This window comes from Mycobacterium intermedium, from assembly GCF_002086275.1.
Lineage (GTDB): Bacteria > Actinomycetota > Actinomycetes > Mycobacteriales > Mycobacteriaceae > Mycobacterium > Mycobacterium intermedium.
This window is the reverse complement of the sequence record NZ_MVHT01000012.1, coordinates 26,786-48,638: the sequence shown is the minus strand read 5'-3', so window position 1 is coordinate 48,638 and position 21,853 is coordinate 26,786. Positions and strand designations below refer to the sequence as shown.

18 protein-coding genes and 1 riboswitch are annotated in these 21,853 nt (G+C 65.2%); of the genes, 9 read left to right on the top strand and 9 right to left on the bottom strand.

Annotated elements, in window-relative coordinates; translation table 11 throughout:
• Window positions 1-52: 52 nt before the first annotated feature.
• The gene (locus BST27_RS06865) at window positions 53-895 is read right to left on the bottom strand and encodes an SDR family NAD(P)-dependent oxidoreductase (RefSeq protein ID WP_069418278.1); all 843 of its coding nucleotides are present in this window, start codon (window positions 893-895) and stop codon (window positions 53-55) included.
• 131 nt (window positions 896-1,026) lie between these two features.
• On the opposite strand from BST27_RS06865, the gene BST27_RS06860 reads away from it, so the two are divergent.
• Window positions 1,027-2,325 carry a fatty acid desaturase family protein gene (locus BST27_RS06860; RefSeq protein ID WP_079219770.1) on the top strand — a complete coding sequence of 433 codons (1,299 nt, stop codon included), beginning with the start codon at window positions 1,027-1,029 and terminating at the stop codon, window positions 2,323-2,325.
• Here the strand turns inward: BST27_RS06860 and BST27_RS06855 are convergent.
• Window positions 2,246-3,049, bottom strand: coding sequence for a transglutaminase-like domain-containing protein (locus tag BST27_RS06855; protein ID WP_069418279.1), 804 nt, complete (start codon window positions 3,047-3,049; stop codon window positions 2,246-2,248). The two genes, BST27_RS06860 and BST27_RS06855, sit on opposite strands and share 80 nt — an antisense overlap.
• Before the next feature lie 103 nt (window positions 3,050-3,152).
• Between BST27_RS06855 and BST27_RS06850 the strand changes: the two genes are divergently transcribed.
• Together BST27_RS06850 and BST27_RS06845 are read left to right on the top strand one after the other, a co-directional pair.
• A complete protein-coding gene (locus BST27_RS06850) occupies window positions 3,153-5,351 on the top strand; it encodes a molybdopterin-dependent oxidoreductase (protein WP_079219771.1) in 2,199 nt (732 codons plus the stop codon).
• A 14-nt stretch (window positions 5,352-5,365) separates the two neighbouring features.
• On the top strand, window positions 5,366-6,973 hold the full coding sequence (locus tag BST27_RS06845; protein ID WP_069418281.1) for an arylsulfatase: 1,608 nt from the start codon (window positions 5,366-5,368) through the stop codon (window positions 6,971-6,973).
• Window positions 6,974-6,997: 24 nt separating this feature from the next.
• On the opposite strand, the gene BST27_RS06840 is transcribed toward BST27_RS06845, so the two are convergent.
• The gene (locus BST27_RS06840; RefSeq protein WP_069418282.1) at window positions 6,998-7,270 is read right to left on the bottom strand and encodes a DUF4235 domain-containing protein; all 273 of its coding nucleotides are present in this window, start codon (window positions 7,268-7,270) and stop codon (window positions 6,998-7,000) included.
• 290 nt (window positions 7,271-7,560) lie between these two features.
• Here BST27_RS06840 and BST27_RS06835 point away from each other — a divergent pair, with 290 nt between their 5' ends.
• The gene (locus BST27_RS06835; protein WP_069418283.1) at window positions 7,561-8,553 is read left to right on the top strand and encodes an alpha/beta hydrolase; all 993 of its coding nucleotides are present in this window, start codon (window positions 7,561-7,563) and stop codon (window positions 8,551-8,553) included.
• 11 nt (window positions 8,554-8,564) lie between these two features.
• On the opposite strand, the gene BST27_RS06830 is transcribed toward BST27_RS06835, so the two are convergent.
• Window positions 8,565-8,780 carry a hypothetical protein gene (locus BST27_RS06830; RefSeq protein WP_069418284.1) on the bottom strand — a complete coding sequence of 72 codons (216 nt, stop codon included), beginning with the start codon at window positions 8,778-8,780 and terminating at the stop codon, window positions 8,565-8,567.
• 101 nt (window positions 8,781-8,881) lie between these two features.
• Here BST27_RS06830 and BST27_RS06825 point away from each other — a divergent pair, with 101 nt between their 5' ends.
• The 3 genes from BST27_RS06825 to BST27_RS06815 all read left to right on the top strand — a co-directional run bounded on the left by BST27_RS06825 (window position 8,882) and on the right by BST27_RS06815 (window position 13,768).
• A complete protein-coding gene (locus tag BST27_RS06825) occupies window positions 8,882-10,285 on the top strand; it encodes a serine/threonine-protein kinase (RefSeq protein WP_069418285.1) in 1,404 nt (467 codons plus the stop codon).
• 16 nt (window positions 10,286-10,301) lie between these two features.
• Window positions 10,302-11,015 carry an acetoacetate decarboxylase family protein gene (locus BST27_RS06820; protein WP_069418286.1) on the top strand — a complete coding sequence of 238 codons (714 nt, stop codon included), beginning with the start codon at window positions 10,302-10,304 and terminating at the stop codon, window positions 11,013-11,015.
• A 179-nt stretch (window positions 11,016-11,194) separates the two neighbouring features.
• Window positions 11,195-13,768, top strand: a complete 2,574-nt coding sequence (locus BST27_RS06815; RefSeq protein ID WP_069418323.1) for an FHA domain-containing protein — start codon at window positions 11,195-11,197, stop codon at window positions 13,766-13,768.
• 12 nt (window positions 13,769-13,780) lie between these two features.
• Here the strand turns inward: BST27_RS06815 and BST27_RS06810 are convergent, their stop codons facing one another.
• From BST27_RS06810 to BST27_RS06790, 5 genes are all read right to left on the bottom strand, one after another.
• Complete coding sequence (locus BST27_RS06810) at window positions 13,781-15,487, bottom strand: PPE family protein (RefSeq protein WP_069418287.1); 1,707 nt, start codon at window positions 15,485-15,487, stop codon at window positions 13,781-13,783.
• Window positions 15,488-15,666: 179 nt separating this feature from the next.
• Window positions 15,667-15,847: riboswitch (cobalamin riboswitch) on the bottom strand.
• A 41-nt stretch (window positions 15,848-15,888) separates the two neighbouring features.
• Window positions 15,889-16,551 (bottom strand): GAF and ANTAR domain-containing protein, encoded by a 663-nt coding sequence (locus tag BST27_RS06805; protein ID WP_069418288.1) that lies wholly within the window; start codon window positions 16,549-16,551, stop codon window positions 15,889-15,891.
• A gap of 192 nt (window positions 16,552-16,743) precedes the next feature.
• The gene (locus BST27_RS06800) at window positions 16,744-17,691 is read right to left on the bottom strand and encodes a M48 family metallopeptidase (protein ID WP_069418289.1); all 948 of its coding nucleotides are present in this window, start codon (window positions 17,689-17,691) and stop codon (window positions 16,744-16,746) included.
• Window positions 17,692-17,841: 150 nt separating this feature from the next.
• Window positions 17,842-18,675, bottom strand: coding sequence for a hypothetical protein (locus BST27_RS06795; protein ID WP_069418290.1), 834 nt, complete (start codon window positions 18,673-18,675; stop codon window positions 17,842-17,844).
• The gene (locus tag BST27_RS06790) at window positions 18,672-19,265 is read right to left on the bottom strand and encodes a TetR/AcrR family transcriptional regulator (protein ID WP_069418324.1); all 594 of its coding nucleotides are present in this window, start codon (window positions 19,263-19,265) and stop codon (window positions 18,672-18,674) included. The genes BST27_RS06795 and BST27_RS06790 overlap by 4 nt, the downstream gene beginning before the upstream one ends.
• Before the next feature lie 165 nt (window positions 19,266-19,430).
• On the opposite strand from BST27_RS06790, the gene BST27_RS06785 reads away from it, so the two are divergent.
• Both BST27_RS06785 and BST27_RS06780 read left to right on the top strand, forming a co-directional pair.
• Entirely contained in the window at window positions 19,431-21,068 is a 1,638-nt protein-coding gene (locus BST27_RS06785) for a class I adenylate-forming enzyme family protein (protein ID WP_069418291.1), read from the top strand.
• The gene (locus BST27_RS06780) at window positions 21,055-21,828 is read left to right on the top strand and encodes a class II aldolase/adducin family protein (RefSeq protein ID WP_069418292.1); all 774 of its coding nucleotides are present in this window, start codon (window positions 21,055-21,057) and stop codon (window positions 21,826-21,828) included. The genes BST27_RS06785 and BST27_RS06780 overlap by 14 nt, the downstream gene beginning before the upstream one ends.
• Window positions 21,829-21,853: the final 25 nt, after the last annotated feature.

Sequence of the window (21,853 nt, the reverse complement as noted above, 5' to 3'; positions counted from 1 at the left end):
GCTCGCTCGTCAAGGGCCATCCGGTCATCGTGCGCCAAGCGGACCAACCCCTTCAAGGTGCGATGGGTCGATTCGTCCATTCCCGGCCGGCTCGCCGCGACGAGCGGAACCATCCGCCCGCTGCCCCGGTGCCACCGTCGGTGGGAATGGTGTGGCCGGTGACGAACGCGGACAGCTCCGAGGCCAGGAAGAGGATGACGCGGGCCTGGTCCACGGGCTGGCCCATCCGTCCAACCGGAACCCACTGCGGCCACTGCGCCTGTTCTGCCGCGGACAGCCATTGGGAGTACGGCACTTGTAGCGATTCGGTGACGTCCGGGCCGATCGCATTGACCCGGACGCCGTCACTGCCCACCTGGACCGCGAGGCTGCGGGTGAAGTGGATGACCGCCGCCTTGAAGGCGGCGTAGACCGGATCCTGGGGGTAGCCCCGCAACCCTTCCAGGGACGAGACGTTGACGATCGCCCCCGCGCGCCGGTCGATCATGGCCGGCAGGAACGCGCGTGTCACCAGAAAGACGTGATGCAAGTTCACCCGGTAGAGCTCGTCCCAGAACTGCGGGTCTGTGTCGACGAACTTGCCCGGGTGTCGCAGCCAGTGCCCGACGTTGTTGACCAGCACATCTACCCGGCCATAACGATCCAGCACCCTCCGTGCCAGAGCGCTCACCTGGTCGTCCTGGCGGACATCGGTGACGATTGCCCACGCCGCCTCGCCGATCTCGCCGGCGGTTCGCCGGGCGAGCTCGCCGTCGATATCGGCGATCACCACCTGTGCGCCCTGCTCGGCGAACAACTTCGAGGTGGCGGCGCCGACGCCGCCACCGCCGCCGGTCACCACCGCGACTTGGTTGGCCAGCAGTGTGCCGGGGTATGAGTGCTCTGCCATGGTCATATCTCTACCCCCGGGGCGCGAACCAGTGAAGCTGATGAGAGGGTGGGAGGTGGAGCACCCGTCCATGCGGGAACAATGCTGGGCCAACCCCACGATCCTGGACGGACGGACGAAACGATGATGCTGCGGCAATGGCGATAACCGATGTAGCGGCTTATGCGCACCTGACTCAGGCGGACCTGGAGGCGCTGGCAGCCGACCTGGAGGCGATCCGCCGCGACGTGGAGGGTTCGCTCGGCGCCCAAGACAGGGCCTACATTCGTCGGGCCATCGCACTGCAGCGCATCCTCGATCTGGCCGCGCGGCTGGTGATTGCCGGGACCACCGGCAAGGTTGGCTGGACGCTGGGTACCGCGACGCTCGCGGTCGCCAAGAGCATCGAGAACATGGAACTCGGCCACAACATCGGCCACGGTCAATGGGATTGGATGAACGACCCGGAAATCCATTCCAATACCTGGGAGTGGGACATGGCGGGGGTCTCATCGCAGTGGCGGTATTCGCACAACTATCGCCACCACGTGTTCACCAACGTCATCGGGGTGGACGACGACCTGGGCTTTGGCGTGCTGCGGGTCACCCGCGACCAGGAGTGGCGGCGCAGCAATCTGTATCAGGTTCCGCGCAACGTGCTGCTGGCGGTCATGTTCGAGTGGGGCATCGCGGCGCACGGTTTGCATTCCGCGCATGAGCGGGCAACGACCCCCGCCGAGAAGTCGGCACACACCCGCGCACTCCTGCATAAGATGGCCCGTCAGGCCGGCAAGGACTTCGTCTTCTTTCCGGCTCTGAGCCTGCGTCGATGGCGTCGCACACTGCTGGCGAACCTGCTGGCCAACCTGCTGCGCAACGTCTGGGCGAACGTGGTGATCCTGTGTGGTCACTTTGCCGACGGGGCGGAGAAGTTCGACCCGGTCACGCTCGACGGCGAGACCAAACCGGAATGGTATCTGCGGCAGATGCTCGGCACCGCAAACTTCGACGCCGGCCCGGTGTTGGCATTCCTCAGTGGAAACCTGTGCTACCAGATCGAGCACCACCTTTTTCCCGACCTGCCGAGCAATCACTACGCGGAGATCGCGCAACGGGTCCGTGCGCTGTGCGTGAAGTACGACCTGCCGTACACGACCGGCCCGCTGATTCGACAGTATCTGCTCACCTTCCGCACCATCGCCAAGTTGGCGTTGCCGAACCGGTTCCTGTCCGCGTCGGTGCACGACGCGCCCGAGACAGCGTCGGAGCACAAGTTCCGCGACGTCGGCGCGCTCGGCGCTACGAGTGGGCCCCCCGGCACCGTGCCGCGGCACGGCCTGGTGACCGCGCTACGGAACGGACGGCGGTCGCATGTGCTCAGCGAATCGAAACGAGGTGGTCGATCGAATCGCGGGGCAAGTCGCCGTCAACGACGGCTGTCACCGAAAGCTGGTTGAGAGTGATCGCGCCTCGGTGATTGTCGAGAAACGCCGTATCGGCGGCGTCGCGGCCAGTGGCTATGCGCACCAACGTCTGTCGGGGCGCCAGCAGGGTCGCATCGACCACTCGCCAGTGCCCCTCGACGAAAACCTCGGCGACGGCGTGGAAATCCATTGGAGACAACCCCGGCGCATAGACCGATACCACGCGGGCGGGGATGTTCACGGCACGCAGCAGCGCCACGACCAGATGCGCGTAATCACGGCACACACCCTTGCCGGCGAGCAGTGTGTCCACGGCGCCGTCGATCGGATCACTCGAACCGGGTACGTATTCCAACCGGGTGCCCACCCACGAACTCACGTGTTCCAGCAGCCTCGCGGCGTCGTCATCACTGCCGAATTCCGTTGCGGCGAAGCCAAAGAACTTGTCGGCCTCGGCATAGCGGCTGGGACGTAGATAAAGAGACTGGTCGTATTCGGACCCGAGAGCGGGCTGTGTCTGGCCCACGACCGTCGCCGCGTAATCGACCCGCAGGGTGCCCTCCGAGGCATCGAACTTGTGAATCCGGTTGCCGTGCAGACCGTTGATTTCCACCGGTTGAATGGTCCGTCCGTCCAAGTCGAAGCGCAGCGACTCGAACACTTCGGCGCCCGGATGCGGCGCGACGGCTATCTGAAACTCGAGAGTTGTGGCGGCGGTGATTTCGACTTCCATTTCAACGCCCACTTCTCGTCTCATAGCGCGATACTCCGCTACCCGTGGGGAGTCGGCAACTGGGGGAGGTGCCGACGGCGCGCCGTGGGTACTTCCGCTACCGGAAGTAGCGCAATAAGGTGAGTCCGTGGAACCCGGTGAAGACGGCAAGCACCTGCGTACCTGCCCATTGTGTGAAGCGATGTGCGGCTTGGAGGTTCACGTAGCGGACGGTGCGGTCACCAGCATTCGAGGCAATCGCGACGACGTGTGGAGTCGTGGCCATCTGTGCCCGAAGGGAGTGTCGCTGGGCGCCATACACAGCGACCCCGACCGCATCCGCAGCCCGCTGATCAAGGTCGATGGGCGTTGGCAAGAAGTCAGTTGGGACGCGGCGTTTCGCCGCTGTACCGAGCTGCTCACGCCGGTGATCCAAAAGTACGGAATCGGAGCCGTCACCGCCTACACGGGCAACCCGCTGGCGCACTCGTTCTCGCTCGCCCGATACGCGGGTGTGCTGCTCGGCATGTCCGGGATACCGATCACCTACTCCCCGGGCACGGTCGACCAATGGCCCAAGAACTTGTCGTCGCATCTGATGTACGGCGGCTGGTGGGCCTTTCCGGTGCCCGATATCGAACGCACCGATCTACTGGTGATCATGGGCGCCAATCCCGCCGCGTCGCAGGGCTCGTTGCTGGCGGCGCCCAACGTGATGGGATTGATCGGCGCCGTCCGCAAACGCGGGAAGGTGATCGTCATCGACCCGGTGCGTACCGCCACCGCTGCCCAGGCCGACGAATGGCTGCCCATAGTTCCGGGTACCGATGCGGCGCTACTGCTGGCCGTCGCGCACACGTTGTTCGACGAGGACCTGGTCAAGCCTAGTCCGCACATCGACGAACTCGACACCTTGCGACGGGTGGTAGCCGACTGGCCGCCGAGCCGGGTGAGTGCGGCCACGGGCCTTGCCGAGGACCGGATTCGGAAGTTGGCGCGCGAGCTCGCCGGCACCGAGAAATCGGTGGTATACGGCCGAATTGGGCTGTGCAATCAGGAATTCGGCAGCCTGGCCAGCTGGTTGGTCGACGTGATCAACATCTTGACCGGACATTTCGACACACCCGGCGGGGCCATGTTCCCCCGGCCTGCGGCGTGGACGATCACCACGCAGCCGCTGCCGGGGTTGGAGGGCGGTGCCCCCGAATTCGGCCGCTGGCGTACTCGGGTGCGGGGAGCGAAGGAAGTTCTCGGCCAGGTGCCGGTGTCGTGCCTGGCCGAGGAGATCGCCACACCCGGCGAAGGCCAGCTCAAAGCCCTCATCACGATCGCAGGCAACCCGGTGTTGTCCACACCCGGCGGCGACCAGCTCGACGAGGCCCTGCCGAAGCTGGAAGCGATGATCTCCGTTGATCTTTGGCTCAACGAGACCACCCGGCACGCCGACGTGATTCTGCCCGGGCTCTCTCCGTTGGAGCAGCCCCACCACGACGACCTGATCCTGCAATTCGCGATCCGCAGCTTCGCGAATTACTCGGCGCCGGTGTTCACCCCTGGCGAGCGCCCGCACGAGTGGGAGATCTTCATACGTCTGACCGGCTTGTGCACCGGAACACCGGCCGAGGAGGTCGACGTCGCGGCGATCGACGACGGCTTCTTCGACTACCTGGCCTTCACCTGCGGACTCGACGGCGCAGAGATCCGCAAGCTCTACGACCACGGCGGGCCCGAGCGGATGCTGGATCTGACGTTGCGGACCGGGCCGTTTGGGGACCGCTACGGCGAGCACCCCGGCGGTCTCACGCTCGACCTGCTCAAGAAGAACCCGAACGGGATCGATTTCGGGCCGATGGTGCCGCAGCTACCGGACATTCTCGGTACCCCGGACAAGAAGATCCGGCTGGCGCCGCAATACCTGCTCGACGACCTGCCTCGGCTGGCAGCACGGCTCGAGCGACCGCCCGAGCCCCTGGTCCTGGTAAGCCGCAGGCACCTGCGGTCGAACAACTCGTGGCTGCACAACGTACCCGCGTTGATGAAGGGTAGAGACCGCTGCACGCTGCTGATCCACCCCGCCGATGCGGCCCGATACGGGGTTGCCGACGACGAGATCGTGACGGTGAAGTCCGCGGCGGGCGAAATCAAGGTACGGGCTGAGTTGACCGACGCGATCATGCCAGGCGCGGTTTCGCTGCCGCACGGTTGGGGACACGGCAAACCCGGCACCCGCCTGACGGTCGCGAACAGCTCACCGGGCGTCAACACGAATGTGCTTTCGCTACCGACATTCATCGACGAACCGTCGGGCAACGGCGCCCTCAACGGCATCCCGGTCACGGTCAGTTAGGGGAATACGTCAGCGTGAAACGACCCAACTTTCTGGTGATTGTGGCCGACGACCTCGGCTATTCCGATATCGGTGCGTTCGGCGGCGAGATTGCGACGCCCAACCTGGATCGGCTGGCCTATCAGGGGATCCGGTTCACTGACTTTCATTCGGCGCCGGCCTGCTCACCGACCCGGGCGATGCTGCTGACCGGGACCGATCATCACGTTGCCGGCATCGGCACCATGCTCGAGGTGGCCGTCCCCGGATTCCAGGGCGCACCCGGCTACGAGGGCTATCTCAACGAGAGGGTGGTCGCGCTCCCCGAATTATTGCGTGACGCAGGCTATTTGACGCTGATGTCGGGCAAATGGCATCTGGGGTCGACCATAGAGACGTCACCGTGGGCGCGCGGATTCGAGCGGTCCTTCGCTCTGCTCCCGGCCGGAGCCAGCCACTACGGCGGTTCGGGCGCGCGCGGATTCTCGCCCGTGCCAACCCTTTACACCGAAGACGACCAGTTTGTCACGGTGGGGGATGACTTCTACTCATCGGACTTCTACGCCGACAACCTGTTGCGCTACTTCCGCGAACGTTCCGAGGATGACGACCGGCCGTTCTTCGCCTACCTGCCCTTTCAGGCGCCGCACTGGCCACTGCAAGCACCGGACGAATCCGTCGCCGCCTATCGCGGCATCTATGACGACGGGCCGGACGCACTGCGCGAGGCGCGGCTGGCCGCGCTGAAGCGGTTGGGACTGTGTCCACCCGATGTGGAGGCTCACCCTGTGGTGGCCGACGGCGCTCCCGAGTGGGCTGACATGTCGAACGACCAGCGCGCATGGTCGGCCCGCAGCATGGAGGTCTACGCCGGCATGGTGGACCGGATGGACTGGAACATCGGGCGGGTGATTGAGTACCTGGCCGAGACCGGCGAGCTGGACAACACGGTCGTGATCTTCTTGTCCGACAACGGCGCAGAAGGAGCGATCGTCGAGGCAATGCCGCTGCGCGGCCCCGAAATCGCCGCACGGGTCGAAAAGCACTGCGACAACAGCCTCGACAACCTTGGCCGTCCCACGTCGTTCATCTGGTACGGCCCACGCTGGGCGCAGGCCGCAACCGCGCCGTCGCGCCTGCACAAGGCATTCACCACCGAAGGCGGAATTCGCGTGGTCGGCTTCATGACCTGGCCTGGCTTCGAGCGGCAGGGCGAGATCGGCACCGCGTTCTCAACCGTCATGGACATCGCCCCTACCGTGCTGGAACTCGCCGGCGTCACGCACCCAAGCGACGGTGACTCGACCTACCGGGGCCGGGAGGTGGTACCCATGCGCGGAAATTCGCTGGTGCCGTACCTGTCCGGCCGCGACGAAAACGTGCATGACAGCGACACCGGCACGGGCTGGGAACTGTTCGGACGGCGCGCCATCCGGCAGGGCGACTGGAAGGCGCTATTCCTACCAGCGCCGTACGGCCCGGGAACCTGGCAGCTCTACGATCTCGCAGCAGACCCTGGCGAGATCCACGATCAAGCCGACGCGCACCCGGACAAACTGGCCGAACTCCTCGCATTGTGGGACCGCTACGTTGCGGACAACGGCGTAATCCTCGAACCGATATCAGTTTTCGACGCACTCTGAGCTGCCGGAGATTGGCCGGCTGGCTCAGGACGGCGATTCGTGGGTGACTGCCTGGTACCCGCGGGCGGCCATGCGATCGACTGCCGCCCGCACCACTCCGAAAATCAAGCCCTGCAGTCCGGCGCCAAGGAGCGCACTCTGGGTGGACTTGCTCAGGTCTTTGGGGTCTGGTGGGCCTTCGTCGTTCGCGCTGAACCGCTGCCACACCTGGTTGAAGATCGAGCCAGCGAGGACGCCTCCCGCCACGCTGGTAGCAATCGACAGCGGGAAATACAAAGTCTTGGACGTAGCGCTCATAGGCAGCGGTATACCCGGCTGCATTCTCGTCGAATCGCTACATTCGAAAAGGCCGACGCGCCAGCATAGTTGACGTCTGTCGTTGGTCACGCGGGACGGTGGCCGAAGATATCGGGGCCGCCGGAGAATATCCCTGTTCATGGCCTACTCGTATAACCCACTACCCGCCCGATTCGTACATTAAACGTGAGATGTCCAACATTGGTTTGGACGGTATTCGGCGCGATTCCTGCCGTTTAGCCCTTGCGCGGCAGGGTATTCGGTTGTCCAGACCAAGGGAGGTCACCGCAATGATCGCGCAACAGGTTCGTAATCGCCCGTCCCCCAGCGAAACACCGTTAGGCGAGCGGCGAATACACCGCCGGTTCAGCGCGCAATCCATCCCGGTGTCCTGGACCAGTCGTCTTCTTGTCAAGAACACCGTGCGGGCGTGGGCGCTTCAGCCGAATCTGCAGTGGCCATTCGACTACGTGGACAGCCTGGCGGGCATGTTGCCGCGCTTCGGGTCGGCGACCAAAGAATGCGTGCAGCTCGAGCACTGCGCCGCTGAATGGGTATGCGCGCCCAACGTGTCCCCGTTGCGGGCGGTTCTTTATCTGCACGGCGGTGCCTTCCTGGCCTGCGGTCTCAATACTCATCGCTCGCTGGTGACCCGCCTCTCGGCGGAGGCCGGCGCGGGGGTACTGAGCATCGGATACCGCAAGCTGCCGAGGCACCGCATTCCCGATTCGATCGACGACGCCTTGGACGGCCTCCGTTACCTACGCGATCTGGGCTATGACGATGACCAGATCGTCGTCGCGGGCGACTCTGCTGGCGGCTATCTCGCCTTCATGAGCACCCTCGCCGCCATTGAGAGCGACCTGGTCAAGCCAGCCGGCGTCGCAGCCATTTCACCGTTCACAGACGCGGATCCGACCCGAAAACTCAAGCACCGCAACGCCCGTAAGTGCTCGATGTTCACCCGCGGGGCGCTGTCCATGTTTGCCCGATACCTCGGTGAGATCGTGTCGCCAGTGGATGCCGACTTGTCAGCTATGCCGCCGGTGACCATCCACGCAAGTTCGGACGAGTTGTTGTGCTCAGATGCCGAATTGATGGCGGAACGACTGCAAGCCCATTCCATCCGGTGCGATTTGCACCTATGGCGCCGACAAATTCACGACTTTCCGTTGGCCGCCGACATTCTGCCCGAAGGCAGGCGTGCCATTCGCTACATAGGTGACTTCATCCAGGAGGTCACGGCGCGAAGCGGCGGGAGCGTGCACGCGGCTGCGGGCTAAGCGCACATATTTCAGAACTGGTCGGGTCCATCCAGGTCGGGATCCACAGGAACCACCTGCTGCTGCTCCTGCCAGTCGGGAACACTCGTCTCCAACCCGATTTCATCCGTCTCCGCGGGGAGGCTGGATTCCTCCTCGTCGAACGGGGAATCGACGCCCGGGCGCTGCTGTTCGACGGCATCCGCCAGGGGCACGTCGTCTCGAAACTCACCGCCAGTGTCGCTCATGCACCGCAAATTTACTCCACGCAGCTGAAGCAAACTTGGCGCCGGGCCACCTTGGAGCCGGAATTTGAGTTCCCACCCCGCCCACCGGCTACTATGCGGCAATGGCGCTCGCCGAAGGTTCGACGTTCGCTGGCTACACCATCATCCGTCAGTTGGGGGCCGGTGGTATGGGCGAGGTTTACCTTGCCCAGCATCCGCGGCTGCCCCGGCAGGACGTGCTGAAGATCCTGCGGACGGATGTCTCCGCCGACGAGGAGTACCGGGAACGGTTTCATCGAGAGGCCGACACGGCTGCTTCGTTGTGGCATCCGCACGTCGTCGCGGTGCATGACCGTGGTGAAACCGACGGCCAGCTGTGGATCGACATGGACTACGTCGACGGCACCGACGCGGGCGAGCTACTTCGGGAGAAATACCCCGAAGGCATGCCGGGCGCCATGGTGACGCAGATAGTCACCGCGGTCGCCGAAGCCTTGGATTACGCCCACGAGAACAAGCTCATCCACCGCGACGTCAAGCCCGCCAATATTCTCATCGCCCACCCGGAATCCCGTGATTGCCGGATCATGTTGGCCGACTTCGGGATCGCGGGCCTGGTGGGTGAATCCACCGGGCTGACCGCAACCAACATGACGGTGGGAACGGTGTCCTATGCGGCGCCGGAACAGCTGATGGGGGAGGACCTGGACGGCCGGGCTGACCAGTACGCGCTGGCGGTTTCGGCGTTTCAACTCCTGACCGGGGCGCCGCCGTTTCAGCATTCGAACGCCGCCGTGGTGATCAGTCAGCATCTCAGTGCATCGCCGCCGGCCATCGGTGATCGCCGTCCCGATCTCCAGCCACTCGATCCGGTCTTCGCCAAGGCGCTGTCTAAGCAGCCCAAGGACCGCTACCTGCGGTGCATCGACTTTGCGCGAGCACTCAGCCACCACTTGGGCACGGGGGAGGATCTCGACGGCACCAGGCTGTCCGTGCCCACGGCACCACCGGCGCTCTCCAAGCAATCTCTGACTCGCCCCTCCGTCATCATTGCCGCGGTGCTGTCGGTCCTCCTCGTCGTCGCCGTGGTCATCGCACTACGAGAATTCATCCGCCTGGGTGACGAGGAACGTGCACACGATGCACCTCAGGCCACGACCACCGAGGACGCATCGGCGCCCCCCAACGCGCCTGCCACCACCGAGGCGAGCAGCACGCCGACCGATGCCACCACGCCAGTTCTCCCGGTCGTGGCGATCGGCGCGGAATGTGCACCCCTGGGCGCCATCGGAGTCACGAAGAACAACGCCACGGCTTACTGTTCGGAGTTAGAGGGCAGCAGTTCGCCAATTTGGTCGCTCACCGAGGGCACCGTGTCCAGTCCCACCATCGTCGCCACCCCGGAACCCAACGAAACGTCGTTGCCAAGCGAGGAGGAACGGCCGATCCTGGTGTGCATGCAGCAAACGGGCCAAACCCGCCGGGAATGTCGCGAGGAAATCCTCAGAAGCAACCCGGCGCCCTGATCGCGCAGGTATCAGAATGACCACCAGTGACAGGAACGTCCGGGCCGAGCTGAGCGGATTGCCGGGCGTAGCCGAAACCGTGTTGAGCCAGGCACTACTGGCGCGACTGCCGAGCAACCAGGCGGAGGCGCCGTGGGAATGCCATTGTTCGGCACTGATGTGGCTGGGCCGGGGCGGACGTGCGGCAGCCTCCGCACTGCCACCGGCGTTGGCCGGCAGTTCCGCGCTGGCCACGGTCGGCGGTTTCGTCCGTTACACCGACACGCCCGTCGGACCCTACGACGAGGTGCTCGGAATGGTGGCCTCCCACACGGGCTTCCGTCCATGGGGCACCGTCGTATTCATGTCGGTGGATTCGCCGCCGAGCCTTGTCGGCGGGCGTACCAACTGGGCGATGCCCAAAACGCTGGCACGCTTCGACGGTGACCTGGCGAGCGGTAGAACCATCACTGGGACGGGCGACGACGAACTGGCCTGGTCGGTCGGCGCGACGCCGCGCATCATCGGTCCGGCGATCCCGGTCAAAGCCAAGGCCACGGCTCGTCAGCAGTTCAGCGACGGCCGAGTCGGCGAATCCCTGCTGGTTTTCGCTGGTCGATTGCGATCCGCGGTCATCACCGTCGAGGTCTCCTCAGCGGGAACGCTGGGGACCTGGTTGCGTCCGGGCCGTCATTTGGGGGTTTTTATCGACTCCGCAAGCTTCACACTCGGCGCACCGCGCTTCGGCTGAGCAAGGCTGCCGCACTGCAGAAACGTATGTCAAATCTCTTGTTGTACAAAAGATTACGGTCGAAGGCTAGCGGCTACTGGGTGACCCCGGACTGACCGGGCAAGGTACTCGAAACACGACGACGGCCGCACGTTTTGCCAGAGTTACTCCTGCAAACCTTGCTAGTGCCGATACAGTTGGTGCTGATGAGCCAACCAGCCGCCCCGCCCGTGACCGTGCGGTATGACGGAGCCGAACGCACCTTCGCAGCGGGCCACGATGTAACTATCGGACGTGACCTGCGTGCGGACGTCCGGGTTGCCGATCCGCTGATCTCCCGGGTCCACCTGCTGCTGCGCTATGACCAGGGCCGATGGACCGCAATCGACAACGGCAGCCTCAACGGTCTATACGTGAACAACCGTCGGGTGCAGAGCGTCGACATCCACGACGGTCAGCGGGTCAACATCGGCAACCCTGACGGTCCGGCGCTGGACTTCCAGCTCGGCCGGCACCAGGGGTCGGTCGGACGACCCCCACCAACGACGGCCATGGCGATACCGCCCAGGCCGAGCGGCCCCATTCCCCAGGTCCCTCCGAGCGGGGCCCAGTGGCCCAGACAGTCCCCACCGCCGCCGTCGACCACGCGCATGCCTGCGGCCCAGGCGCCGTCCGGGCCACAGGGTCGATACCCGTCCGGTCCGCAGTCGGCGGTTCGGCCGCCCAGCGGACCGCAGCCGGCACCGCAGATCTACCGGCCGGCGGGACCGCCGCCGTCGTCACCTCGCGGTGGTGGCGCGACGTCGATGATGCGGATCCTGCGTCCGGGCCGAGGCGGCGGGGGAGATGTGCCGGCGGGCGCCATCAAGATCGGTCGTGCCGAGGACAATGACATCGTCATTCCCGAGGTGCTGGCATCGCGTCACCACGCCACGCTGGTTCCCACGGCCAATGGCACCGAGATTCGCGATAACCGCAGCATCAACGGCACTTTCGTCAACGGCACCCGGGTCGAGTCGGCCCTGCTGCGCGAGGGTGACGTCGTCACGATCGGCAACATCGACCTGGTCTTCGCCAACGGTTCGCTGGCGCGCCAGGAAGAGAGCCTGCTCGAAACCCGCACCGGCGGTTTGGACGTGCGTGGTGTGACATGGACGATCGAGGGCAATAAGACGCTGCTGGACAACATCTCGATCTCCGCGCGGCCCGGAATGCTCACCGCCGTCATCGGCCCGTCGGGCGCGGGCAAGTCGACCTTCGCCAAGTTGGTCGCCGGATACACGCACCCGACCAGCGGCACGGTGACGTTCGAGGGGCACAACGTGCACTCCGAATACGCCTCACTGCGCAGCAGGATCGGCATGGTGCCGCAGGACGACGTGGTGCACGGTCAGCTGACCGTCAAACAGGCGCTGATGTACGCCGCCGAGCTGCGGCTGCCCCCCGACACCACGAAGGAGGACCGCGCTCAGGTCGTGGCCCGGGTGCTCGAGGAACTCGAGATGACCAAGCATCTCGAGACCAGGGTCGACAAGCTCTCCGGTGGTCAGCGCAAACGTGCGTCGGTGGCGCTGGAGTTGCTCACCGGCCCCTCGCTGCTCATCCTGGACGAGCCGACCTCGGGTCTGGACCCGGCGTTGGACCGGCAGGTCATGACGATGCTGCGGCAGCTGGCCGACGCGGGTCGTGTGGTGCTGGTGGTCACCCACTCGCTGACCTACCTCGACGTCTGCGACCAGGTGCTGCTGCTGGCCCCGGGCGGCAAGACGGCTTTCTGCGGTCCGCCCAGCCAGATCGGCCCGTCCATGGGGACGACCAACTGGGCCGACATCTTCAGCACGGTCGCCGACGACCCGGATGGGGCCAAGGCCCGCTATCTGGCGCGGACGGGCCCGCCTCCGCCGGTGCCACCGGCGGAGAAACCGGCGGAGTTGGGCGAGGCGGCGCATACCAGCCTGATTCGGCAGTTCTCCACGATCGCCCGAAGACAGTTGCGGTTGATCGTTTCCGACCGCGGCTACTTCATCTTCCTGGCGATATTGCCGTTCATCATGGGTGCGCTGTCGATGTCGGTGCCCGGCGATGTCGGCTTCAATGCCCCACCTTTGACCAGCGAGGCACCCACCGAGCCGGCGCAGATCCTGGTGCTGCTCAACGTCGGTGCGGTCTTCATGGGCACGGCACTGACCATCCGCGACCTGATCGGTGAGCGGGCCATATTCCTGCGTGAGCAAGCCGTCGGCCTGTCCACCACGGCGTATCTGCTGGCCAAGGTTTGCGTCTACACGGTGCTCGCGCTCGTTCAGTCGGCCATCGTCACCGTGATTGCGCTGCTCGGAAAGCCGGGTCCCGAAGAGAGTGCCGTGGTGTTGGGCAGTTCCGCACTGGAGCTGTACGTCGACATCGCGGCAACGACCGTCGCCTCGGCGATGCTCGGGTTGGTGCTGTCGTCACTGGCCAAGACCAGTGAACAGATCATGCCCCTGCTTGTGGTCGCGGTCATGTCGCAGCTGGTTTTCTCTGGCGGCATGATTCCCGTCACCAACCGCCTAGGGCTGGACCAGATGTCGTGGGTCACCCCGGCTCGCTGGGGCTTTGCGACATCGGCATCGACCATCGACCTGACCAAGTTGTGTCCGGTTCCGCAGGTGCCCAAGGACTCGCACTGGCATCACACCCCCGGGGCATGGTTGTTCGACATGGCCATGCTCGCGGTGCTGAGCGTGTTCTACCTCGGCTTCGTGCGGTGGAAGATTCGCCTGAAGAGCGGCTGATCGGATAGCGCGTCAGCTGTCGGGCGCGCCGGGTGGCGCCGCGGCGTGGGGATCCCACGTGCTGGGCATGACGGGTGCGCGGGGTCCGTCGGCGTAGGCATCGTCGGCCAGGGTGATCAGGCCTGCGGCGCGCTCGGCGCTGTCGCGGCGGACGGTCCCGGCGAACCCCAGTGCTCCACCGCCCTGGTTGGAGGTGCCCACCCAAGGCTCCGGCGGGTCGTCGTCCGACTCCAGGTCCATGAACCCCCAACCCCGGTCGATTTCCTTGGCCTTGGCCCTTTTTCGCCGTGTAGCCGCGGCCGCAGCCGGCGCCGGCGCGCCCGCCGCCGAGGCTTCGGCAGCGTCGGGTTCCCGCGCCTTCTTGCGGGCGCCGGTGGCGGCGGACCGCTTGGCGTCCGAGCTCAGGCTTCCCACCAGATAGCCGAAGGCGTCCAGCGGCGACGCGATGCCCGCGCCGGTCACGGTCGGGGGCGCGGCGGTCGGCGGTGGAGACGTCGCCGGGGTGGCAGTGGAGACCGTGGCCTCCGCGGGAGCCGGTGTGGGCGCGGGTGCCGAAGTGGGGACGGTTGGGGCAAGCGCCGCGAGTGGCGGCGGAACCGGCGCAACCGGTGCCGGCGGTGGTGGCACGGCGGCCAGTGCTGCCAAGCCCTTGATGCCGATCGGTGCCAGCACCGCGCCGGCGGCCAGCGGCACCAACGGCGTGGTCAGCAGCGGTACCACGGCCGCGATGATCACCAATGTTTGCTCGAGCAAGGTCTTCAGCAGTGCGATGGTGTCGGTGATGACGGTGCCGATGATTTCGACAGTGACGAACAGGATGGTGAAGCTGATCGTCGCGGGGTTACCCGAAGCGAATGCCGCGGTGAGATCCAGGGCGACGAACGCGAACATCTGCGACAGGAATGCGACATAGCTGCCGATGTCCATCGGGTAGCCAAGCGCAAACGCGATGTTGAACGGGCTGAAGTAGGTGAGTGGATTGCCGAGGATGACCAGGTAAGGGTCGAATCCGGAAAACATCGCCTGGAAGAACGGCAGCTCCGACAGCGCGTTGATCAGCGGTTGTATGTAGGTGTCGTAGAAGTCGATATAGCCGATGTCCTGCAACCACCGGAAGAAGTCCAGCTGCTGGTCAGGCGGTAGTGGTAACGCCTCAGCCGCAGCGACCAGCTGGGCGTCCGCCGCCACGATCTGCGGTGCCGCTGTGGTCTGCGGTACGGCAGCCAGCGCCGTGGACGCGATCGTCTGATAAGTACTCATCACGGCGGCAGCCTGGACCCACATCCGCGCGTAGTCAGCCTCGTTCAGGGCGATCGGGATGGTGTTCACGCCAAAGAAGTTGGTGGCCACCAATGCCGCATGGGCGGCATGGTTGGCGGCCAACTCGGCCGGCGTCGGCATCGCGGCGAGGGCGGACGTGTAGGCGCCGGCCGCGGTCTGGTGTTGAGCCGCTATCGCGGCACCATCGGCACTGGCCTGGACCAGCCATCCCAGGTACGGCAGATGGCCGGCCACGTACGCCATGCTGGTCGGACCGTCCCAGTCTCCGGCCTGCACCGCGGCCAACAGCGCGGTCAGCTCGTCGGCCGTTTCGGCGTAGGCGGTGCTCAACGACAGCCACGCCTGTGCCGCCGCGTGCAACGGGCCAGGCCCGGGTCCACTGCTGAGCAGGGTCGAATGCACCTCGGGCGGTGCCGCCATCCAAATGGGGGCGCTCATCGTCGGCCGCCCTCAACGGGTGCGACGACCAGGCGCCAGCGTTGTCGGCGGCGCGAGACTTTCTGATTCGTGGCGGCTGCGCCGCGGGACTAATAAATCAACGACTATGGCGGCACGGGCGCCGGACAGGACTTGCAGCGTCATCACGGAATGGCTCTCTCGGGGTACACCGCCCCGGGTCGATGCGACGCAATGACGCGAGTCTCCTGGCTCTCGGATCGCTGCTCGCCTCACCTTCCAGCCTTCGGCCGTGGTTCATGAGGGTCGCTCCCCGATTACAGTGGCGGGACCGCGCCGGATTTACACCGGCTTCCTGCTTCGTCATTGCCCTTACTGGCGACATTGTTCCACCGTCGGCGGTGTGAGCTCCACTTCGGCGAGCACGATGTGACGCACGCCGCTCAGTCCAAGGCGTTGTTGCCGGACGTGTCGATCACTCGCTGCGCGACGTCGACGAGTTTGGCGTTGCCTTCCTGCGACAGGGCCCGCAGCATGTCGAAGGCGCGCAGATCGTCGACGCCGAAGCGTTCCATGATGATGCCTTTGGCTTGGCCGATACGGTCGCGACTCGACAGCGCCGCATGCAACTGTTCATCGTGACGGCCGGCGAGAATCGCCGCCGCGGCGTGGGCCGCCAGCACGGTGCCGATCGTCTCGGCTTCGGCGTCCCAGATGTTGGGCTGAAATCCGAACAGGTTCAGCGCACCGGCCGTGCGGTCGGCGGTGTAGAGCTTGAAGGACAGTCCGCTGAGTACGCCGAGCTCGATCGCCGCTGGTGAATACCGTGGCCAGCGCTTTTCGGTTCGGAAGTCGTCGGTCCGGACGATCGTGTCTTGCAGCGCGGCCTGGGCGCAGGGACCCTCTTGGAAGTCGTGTTGGAGTTGGTCCAATTTTGCGGGCAGCTCACCATCGCTGCCTAGCGATTCGAACTTGCCGTTGCCGTGGATCAACAGGACTCCGGCGGTGTCGGTACCCGGTATCAACTCAATTGCCGCTGCGGTGACGTCTTGCAGGATCTCCTCGACGGTACGTGGCGTGGCGGTCGTCTGCGCCAGCTTCGCCATGCGTATCGCCAGATCGTGTTTTCCCGCGTCATGTTGATGGTCTACCCATAAGAACAAATCGCACAACGTGATCGCCGCTGCGATGGGTGTTTGCCCACGTCAGTGCCACCGACAAGCCGCTGAGCGGCACCCGCGTGGGGCGCCGCTCAGCGGTCCTTGGTTTAACCCAAGCAATCAGGATTGTGGGTAGGGCTAGCGCGTCCAGGGTCCGTTCGGGGGCGGTGACCACTGCGGCGGCTGCGGGGCTGCCGCCGGCGCGGGCATCTGGGGTGGAACTTGCTGCGGATAGGCCGGACCTGCGGGCGCCAGCTGAGTCGGCCGGAAGAACAGCGACCCCGCGACGGCCCGGTTGCGCAGCGCCGCGGCGCGCCAGGTGTTCACCGGGTGCGAGGCCAACATGTTCGCCAGCCAGACAAAGAACCCGGTCTCCGTGCTGGCCCGGTTCGCCATCTCGTCAAAACTCACCGACCTGAGCAGATACTTGCCGGCGCTGAGCACGCCGATGGTGCGAGCAGCGCCCGCCGGTCGGAACGCGTAGCCGTAGTTGTCGGCCGTGTACTCCATCGACCGCGACAGCGTTGAACCCAGGAACGGGATCTTCATCGCCAACTGGGCGAGCTGCCGCCAATACGACGCGTGGCCTGCGGCGATGTGGCCGACCTCGTGTCCGATGACGAATGCCAAGGCTTCGGGGTCGCGGGCCTGGCCGCCGATTTCGAACAGGTCGCTGTAGACGCAGACGTAGCGGCGGAAGCCGTGGCCGCTGGCGAAGGCGTTGATCTGGCCGTTGCCGAGCACAACGTATGCGTCCGGCACCTCGCTGAGTCCGAACCGCTGGGCGGCTTCAACGACGAGCCAGTAGCCCTCGGGGAATTGGGTGGGCGACATCTTGACGCCGTTGGCGCGCTGCCTCCCGTACATCAGTCCTCGTCCCAAGTAGAGCAGCACGGGGAACAGCAGAATCGACAGCCACAGCATGCTGATCTTGCCCGAGAACGCCACCACGAGCGCCACCAGATACACGACCACGCTGGAAACGATGACCAGAACAAGCAGCCCGATCTCCCAGGGGTGCCGCTGGGGTTGGTGGGCGTGGAAGTGTCCGTGATGGGGTGCCGGCGGCGACTCCAAGATGGCCATATCTGTTGTGTCCTCGAAGGTCAGGCAGTCCGGTGGATCCGGGCGACACTAGAGTCCGGGGTCGTCCTTGGAGGATTCTCAATAGATTCTTGGAGGCGCTGAGCAGGCCGGCGCACATGTCATCGATGCTGGTCAGGGGGTCAGCCCGAGTCAGGGATGCGCCGCGAGGAAGGTTTCGTTCGGTAACCCGGCGGTCAGCCGCTCGACATCGAAAGGGTCCTCGATGAGCGTCGCGAGCCGCTTTGCGTCGACGAGAACGCTGACCTCGGCCGTCTGACGCACGAACAGTCGGAGAATGTACGGGTAGAGCCGCCGCATCAAAGCACGCTCTGGGCGGGTGCAGCGGGCAGCGCAGTAGCCAACGTGGCCGATCTCGTCGGTCAATATCTCGGTATAAAGGCGGTCGATCCGTTCCGCCACGTCTGGCTCGTCGGCGAACAATTGTTTGCCGACGCGGCGCAATTCGTCGAAGAGGATGCAGCCGGCCATTTCGCCCGCACCGACGAATGCGACTCCGAGTCGCTCGGGCACGAAAACTCCCATCTTGACGAATTGGCGCATTACCAGCCGTGGCACGACCACCTGCGACGGCAGGCCGAAAATGTCCAGGACGTAGGCCAGTAGGCGGGTGTGGTAGTGCTCCTCGAGCTCCACATACACCCGCTCGGGTGCCGCGTCGTCGCCGCTGTTGACGCCATAGGTTTCACCCAGAGCCACGCCGAATCGTTCCGCCTGGTTGAGCTTGGCGGTCGCCAACACGAACAGCGTCTGACGGTCGAGGTTCGGTTCCGGCTTGCGGCGGCGCAGGTTGCGCAGGAACACCTGGCGGTCGATGCGGTAGGCGGATCGGACGGGATTGTCCTCGAGTGCGGCGAAGAACTCCTCGCGGCTGGCGAGGCGGCGATGCAACATGTCCGCTTCACCGTCGCGCCGGACCAGAAAGTCGCGGTAGCCCTCAATACCGGTCTTCTCGGCCAGCTTCATGACGCCTCCATTCCTTGAACGATGGTCGTGACATATCGATCCAAAAGTGCGGACCTCGCGCGGGATCCCCCCGCGGTGGCCAGCAGTGCGAACAGCCCGGTCAGGAAGATCACGCCCAGTTCGCCCGGTTCGGCGTCGCGAGATACCCGACCCGCATGCTGGGCACGAGTGATCGCCGCGATGACGAACTCGGCGAGCGGGTGGCCGCCGAGTTCGTCTTCGACGGGCCGGGTCGGCGAGAAGTGCAGAGCCAGCATGTCCCGGAACACCACGGGGCCCAACTTGCGCTCGGCTGCCAGCACCTGACGCACCACCATCGTGAGCACCGACCGCAAGTCAGTTGATTTTCCGACCTTCGCCTGCAGTCTTGCCACCATCTGGGTTTCTTCGACGTGCTCCAGTTCGACCAGGACGTGCTCTTTGGTGGGGAAGTGGAAGTAGAAGGTGCCGCGCGCTACTCCGGCGGCCGTGACGATCGCGGCCACATCCGCGCCGGCCAGGCCGCGCCGCCCGATCTCGGCCACTGCCGCATCGAATATCCGGGCTCGGGTTTGCAGGCGCTGAGATTCCCGCGCGCCCGTGCCCTTGATGGCCGCAGTGGCCGCACCTGGCCCGGCTGCGGACCCAGTGGGCGTGGTGGTGGGCACTCCGGCAACGTATCCATTTCATCGACGACTGTCAATGACGAGTGTCAGCGAAATGGCGCGCGACCAACCAAGCCGCAGGGCGTCCGCGCACTTTCCTATGATCGAGAGATGCACGCCGGCACGGTCGACATCGTGTCCTCGTCTGCGTTCACCGCCGAGGAAGCGGCCCGCTATCACGCCGCCGGTTGGTGGTCGGAGGCGACTCTGTCCGACGCGGTGCGCCGCAATAGCCAAGACGCCCCGACTCGCCCCGCGTACGTCGACCATCCCGGCGACCAGCCCGGCCAGGTGCTGACCTGGCGTGAATTCGACTCTGCGGCAGATGATCTGGCCGTACAGCTCGCCGGCGCGGGTGTGCAACGGGGCGATCGGATTGGGGTGTGGCACGGCGACTGCGCGGCGCTCCACGCGCTGTACATTGCGATCGAACGGTGCGGCGCAGTCGTCGTCGGTATCGGCGCGCGCGCCGGAACCCGTGAAGCGGCCGGAATAATGCAGTCCGCTCAACCGAAGCTGCTGATCGGCGACCACCAGCGCCGCGACGCCGCATCGAGCGTGGCCGCTCAACTCCAGGTGCCGTTGCTGGTAATGGCCGACGCCGACGGGGAGGCGCTGCGGCTCAACGGCGATACGAAGCCCGGGCCGGTGACAGCGGACTCTCAGCTCGGGCCCGACGACGTCTTTCTGATCAACTCCACCTCCGGAACCACGGGGCTGCCCAAGTGCGTCGTACACACCCAGAATCGTTGGCACTACTTCCATCAGAAGGTGGTCGCCAACGGCCTGTTGACCCCCGACGACATAATCCTGCCGGTTATCCCGATGCCCTTCGGTTTCGGGATCTGGACCAGCCACACGACGCCGATCTATCTGGGCGCCACCGCGGTATTGTTGCGACGCTTCACGCCCGCGGCAACATGCGAGGCGATCGAACGCCATCGAGTCACTGTCTTATGTTGTGTCAGTACACAATTGACCATGTTGATGGCGGACAGCGCCAGCCGGGCGCACGATCTGAGCTCGTTGCGGGTGGTGTTCACCGGTGGTGAAGCGTTGCCGTACCGTCCGGCCGTGGAATTCGAAGAGCTCACCGGCGCAACGATTCTGCAGTTCTACGGGTCGAACGAAACCGGCATGCTGAGCGCCACCACACTGGCTGACCCACGCGAACGCCGGTTGCGCACCGCGGGACGCGTTGTCGCGGAGATGTCGGTGCGACTCTTCGACGGCGACCGGGACGTCACCGACACCGGGCAGGGCCAGCCCGCGTGCCGGGGGCCGGCCACCAGCCTCGGCTATCTCGGAGGTACGGACCACGACAAGTTGTTCACCCGGGACGGGTGGATGCGGATGGGAGACATCTGCCAGATCGACGCGGACGGCTACCTGAGCGTGACGGGTCGTACCTCCGACTTCATCTTGCGTGGCGGGAAAAACATCAGCGCCGCGCAGGTCGAGGACGCGGCCACAACGCATCCCGCTATCGCGGTGGCGGCGGCGGTGGCGATGCCCGACCCGGTATTTGGTGAAAAGGTATGCCTCTACGCCGAACTCGGCGAAGGCCAGACCATCGACCTGCCCGGACTTACCAAACACCTACTGGCACTGGGAGTTTCCAAAGAGTTGTTGCCCGAACGACTGGTCGTGGTCGACGAGCTACCACGGTCGTCCGGCTCAAAGGTTGCCAAAGGCCAGCTCCGCGAGGATATTCGAGCCAGAATGGAGGCCGAAGATGAACACTCCTGACGCACGCAGCGGCGGCCTGGAAGTGTGGGCGCCGTCGGTGGTCCCGCCGATCGGGGTCGAGCTGTCCAACGAGCAGGCGCTGGCCGTGGCCTTCCGGCACCTGGCGTCGATCGGTTTCGCGGAGAACATGGCCGGCCACATCACCTGGCAGCTCGACGGCCAGACCGACATGCTGGTGAATCCGTGGGGTCTGTGGTGGCAGGAGCTCACCGCATCCGACATCTGCGCGGTGGACGCCCAAGCTCGGGTGATCCGCGGCAAGTGGGATGTCACACCGGCGATACATATCCACACCGAACTGCACCGGGTCCGCGCCGACGCCCGGGTGGTGATTCACAATCACCCCTATTACGTGTGCGTGCTGGCCGCCTTGGGTCGGTTGCCCGAACTCCTGCACCAGACGGGGGCGCTGTTTCTCGACGACCTGTGCCTCGTCTCGTCCTACGACGGGGAAATCGACACTCCCGCCCGTGCAGCGGATCTAGCGGCACATATCGGCCAGGCCAATCTGACCATCTTGGCCAACCACGGCGTCATCGCGACCGGCCGCAACCTGCCCGAAGCCGTCTACCGGGCCGCCTCTATCGAACGGGTCTGCAAGCTGGCCTACGACATCATGCTCACCGGCCAGACGCCTTCCCGAATGAACTGGTCAGACATGGCAGGCATGCAGAAATCCCTCATCGAACGGGCGGCCGATGTCTACTGGGCGGGCGCGGCGCGAATGACGATCAAGGCTGATCCAGATGTCCTCAACTGAGTACCGGGCATCGATAGGAGACTGC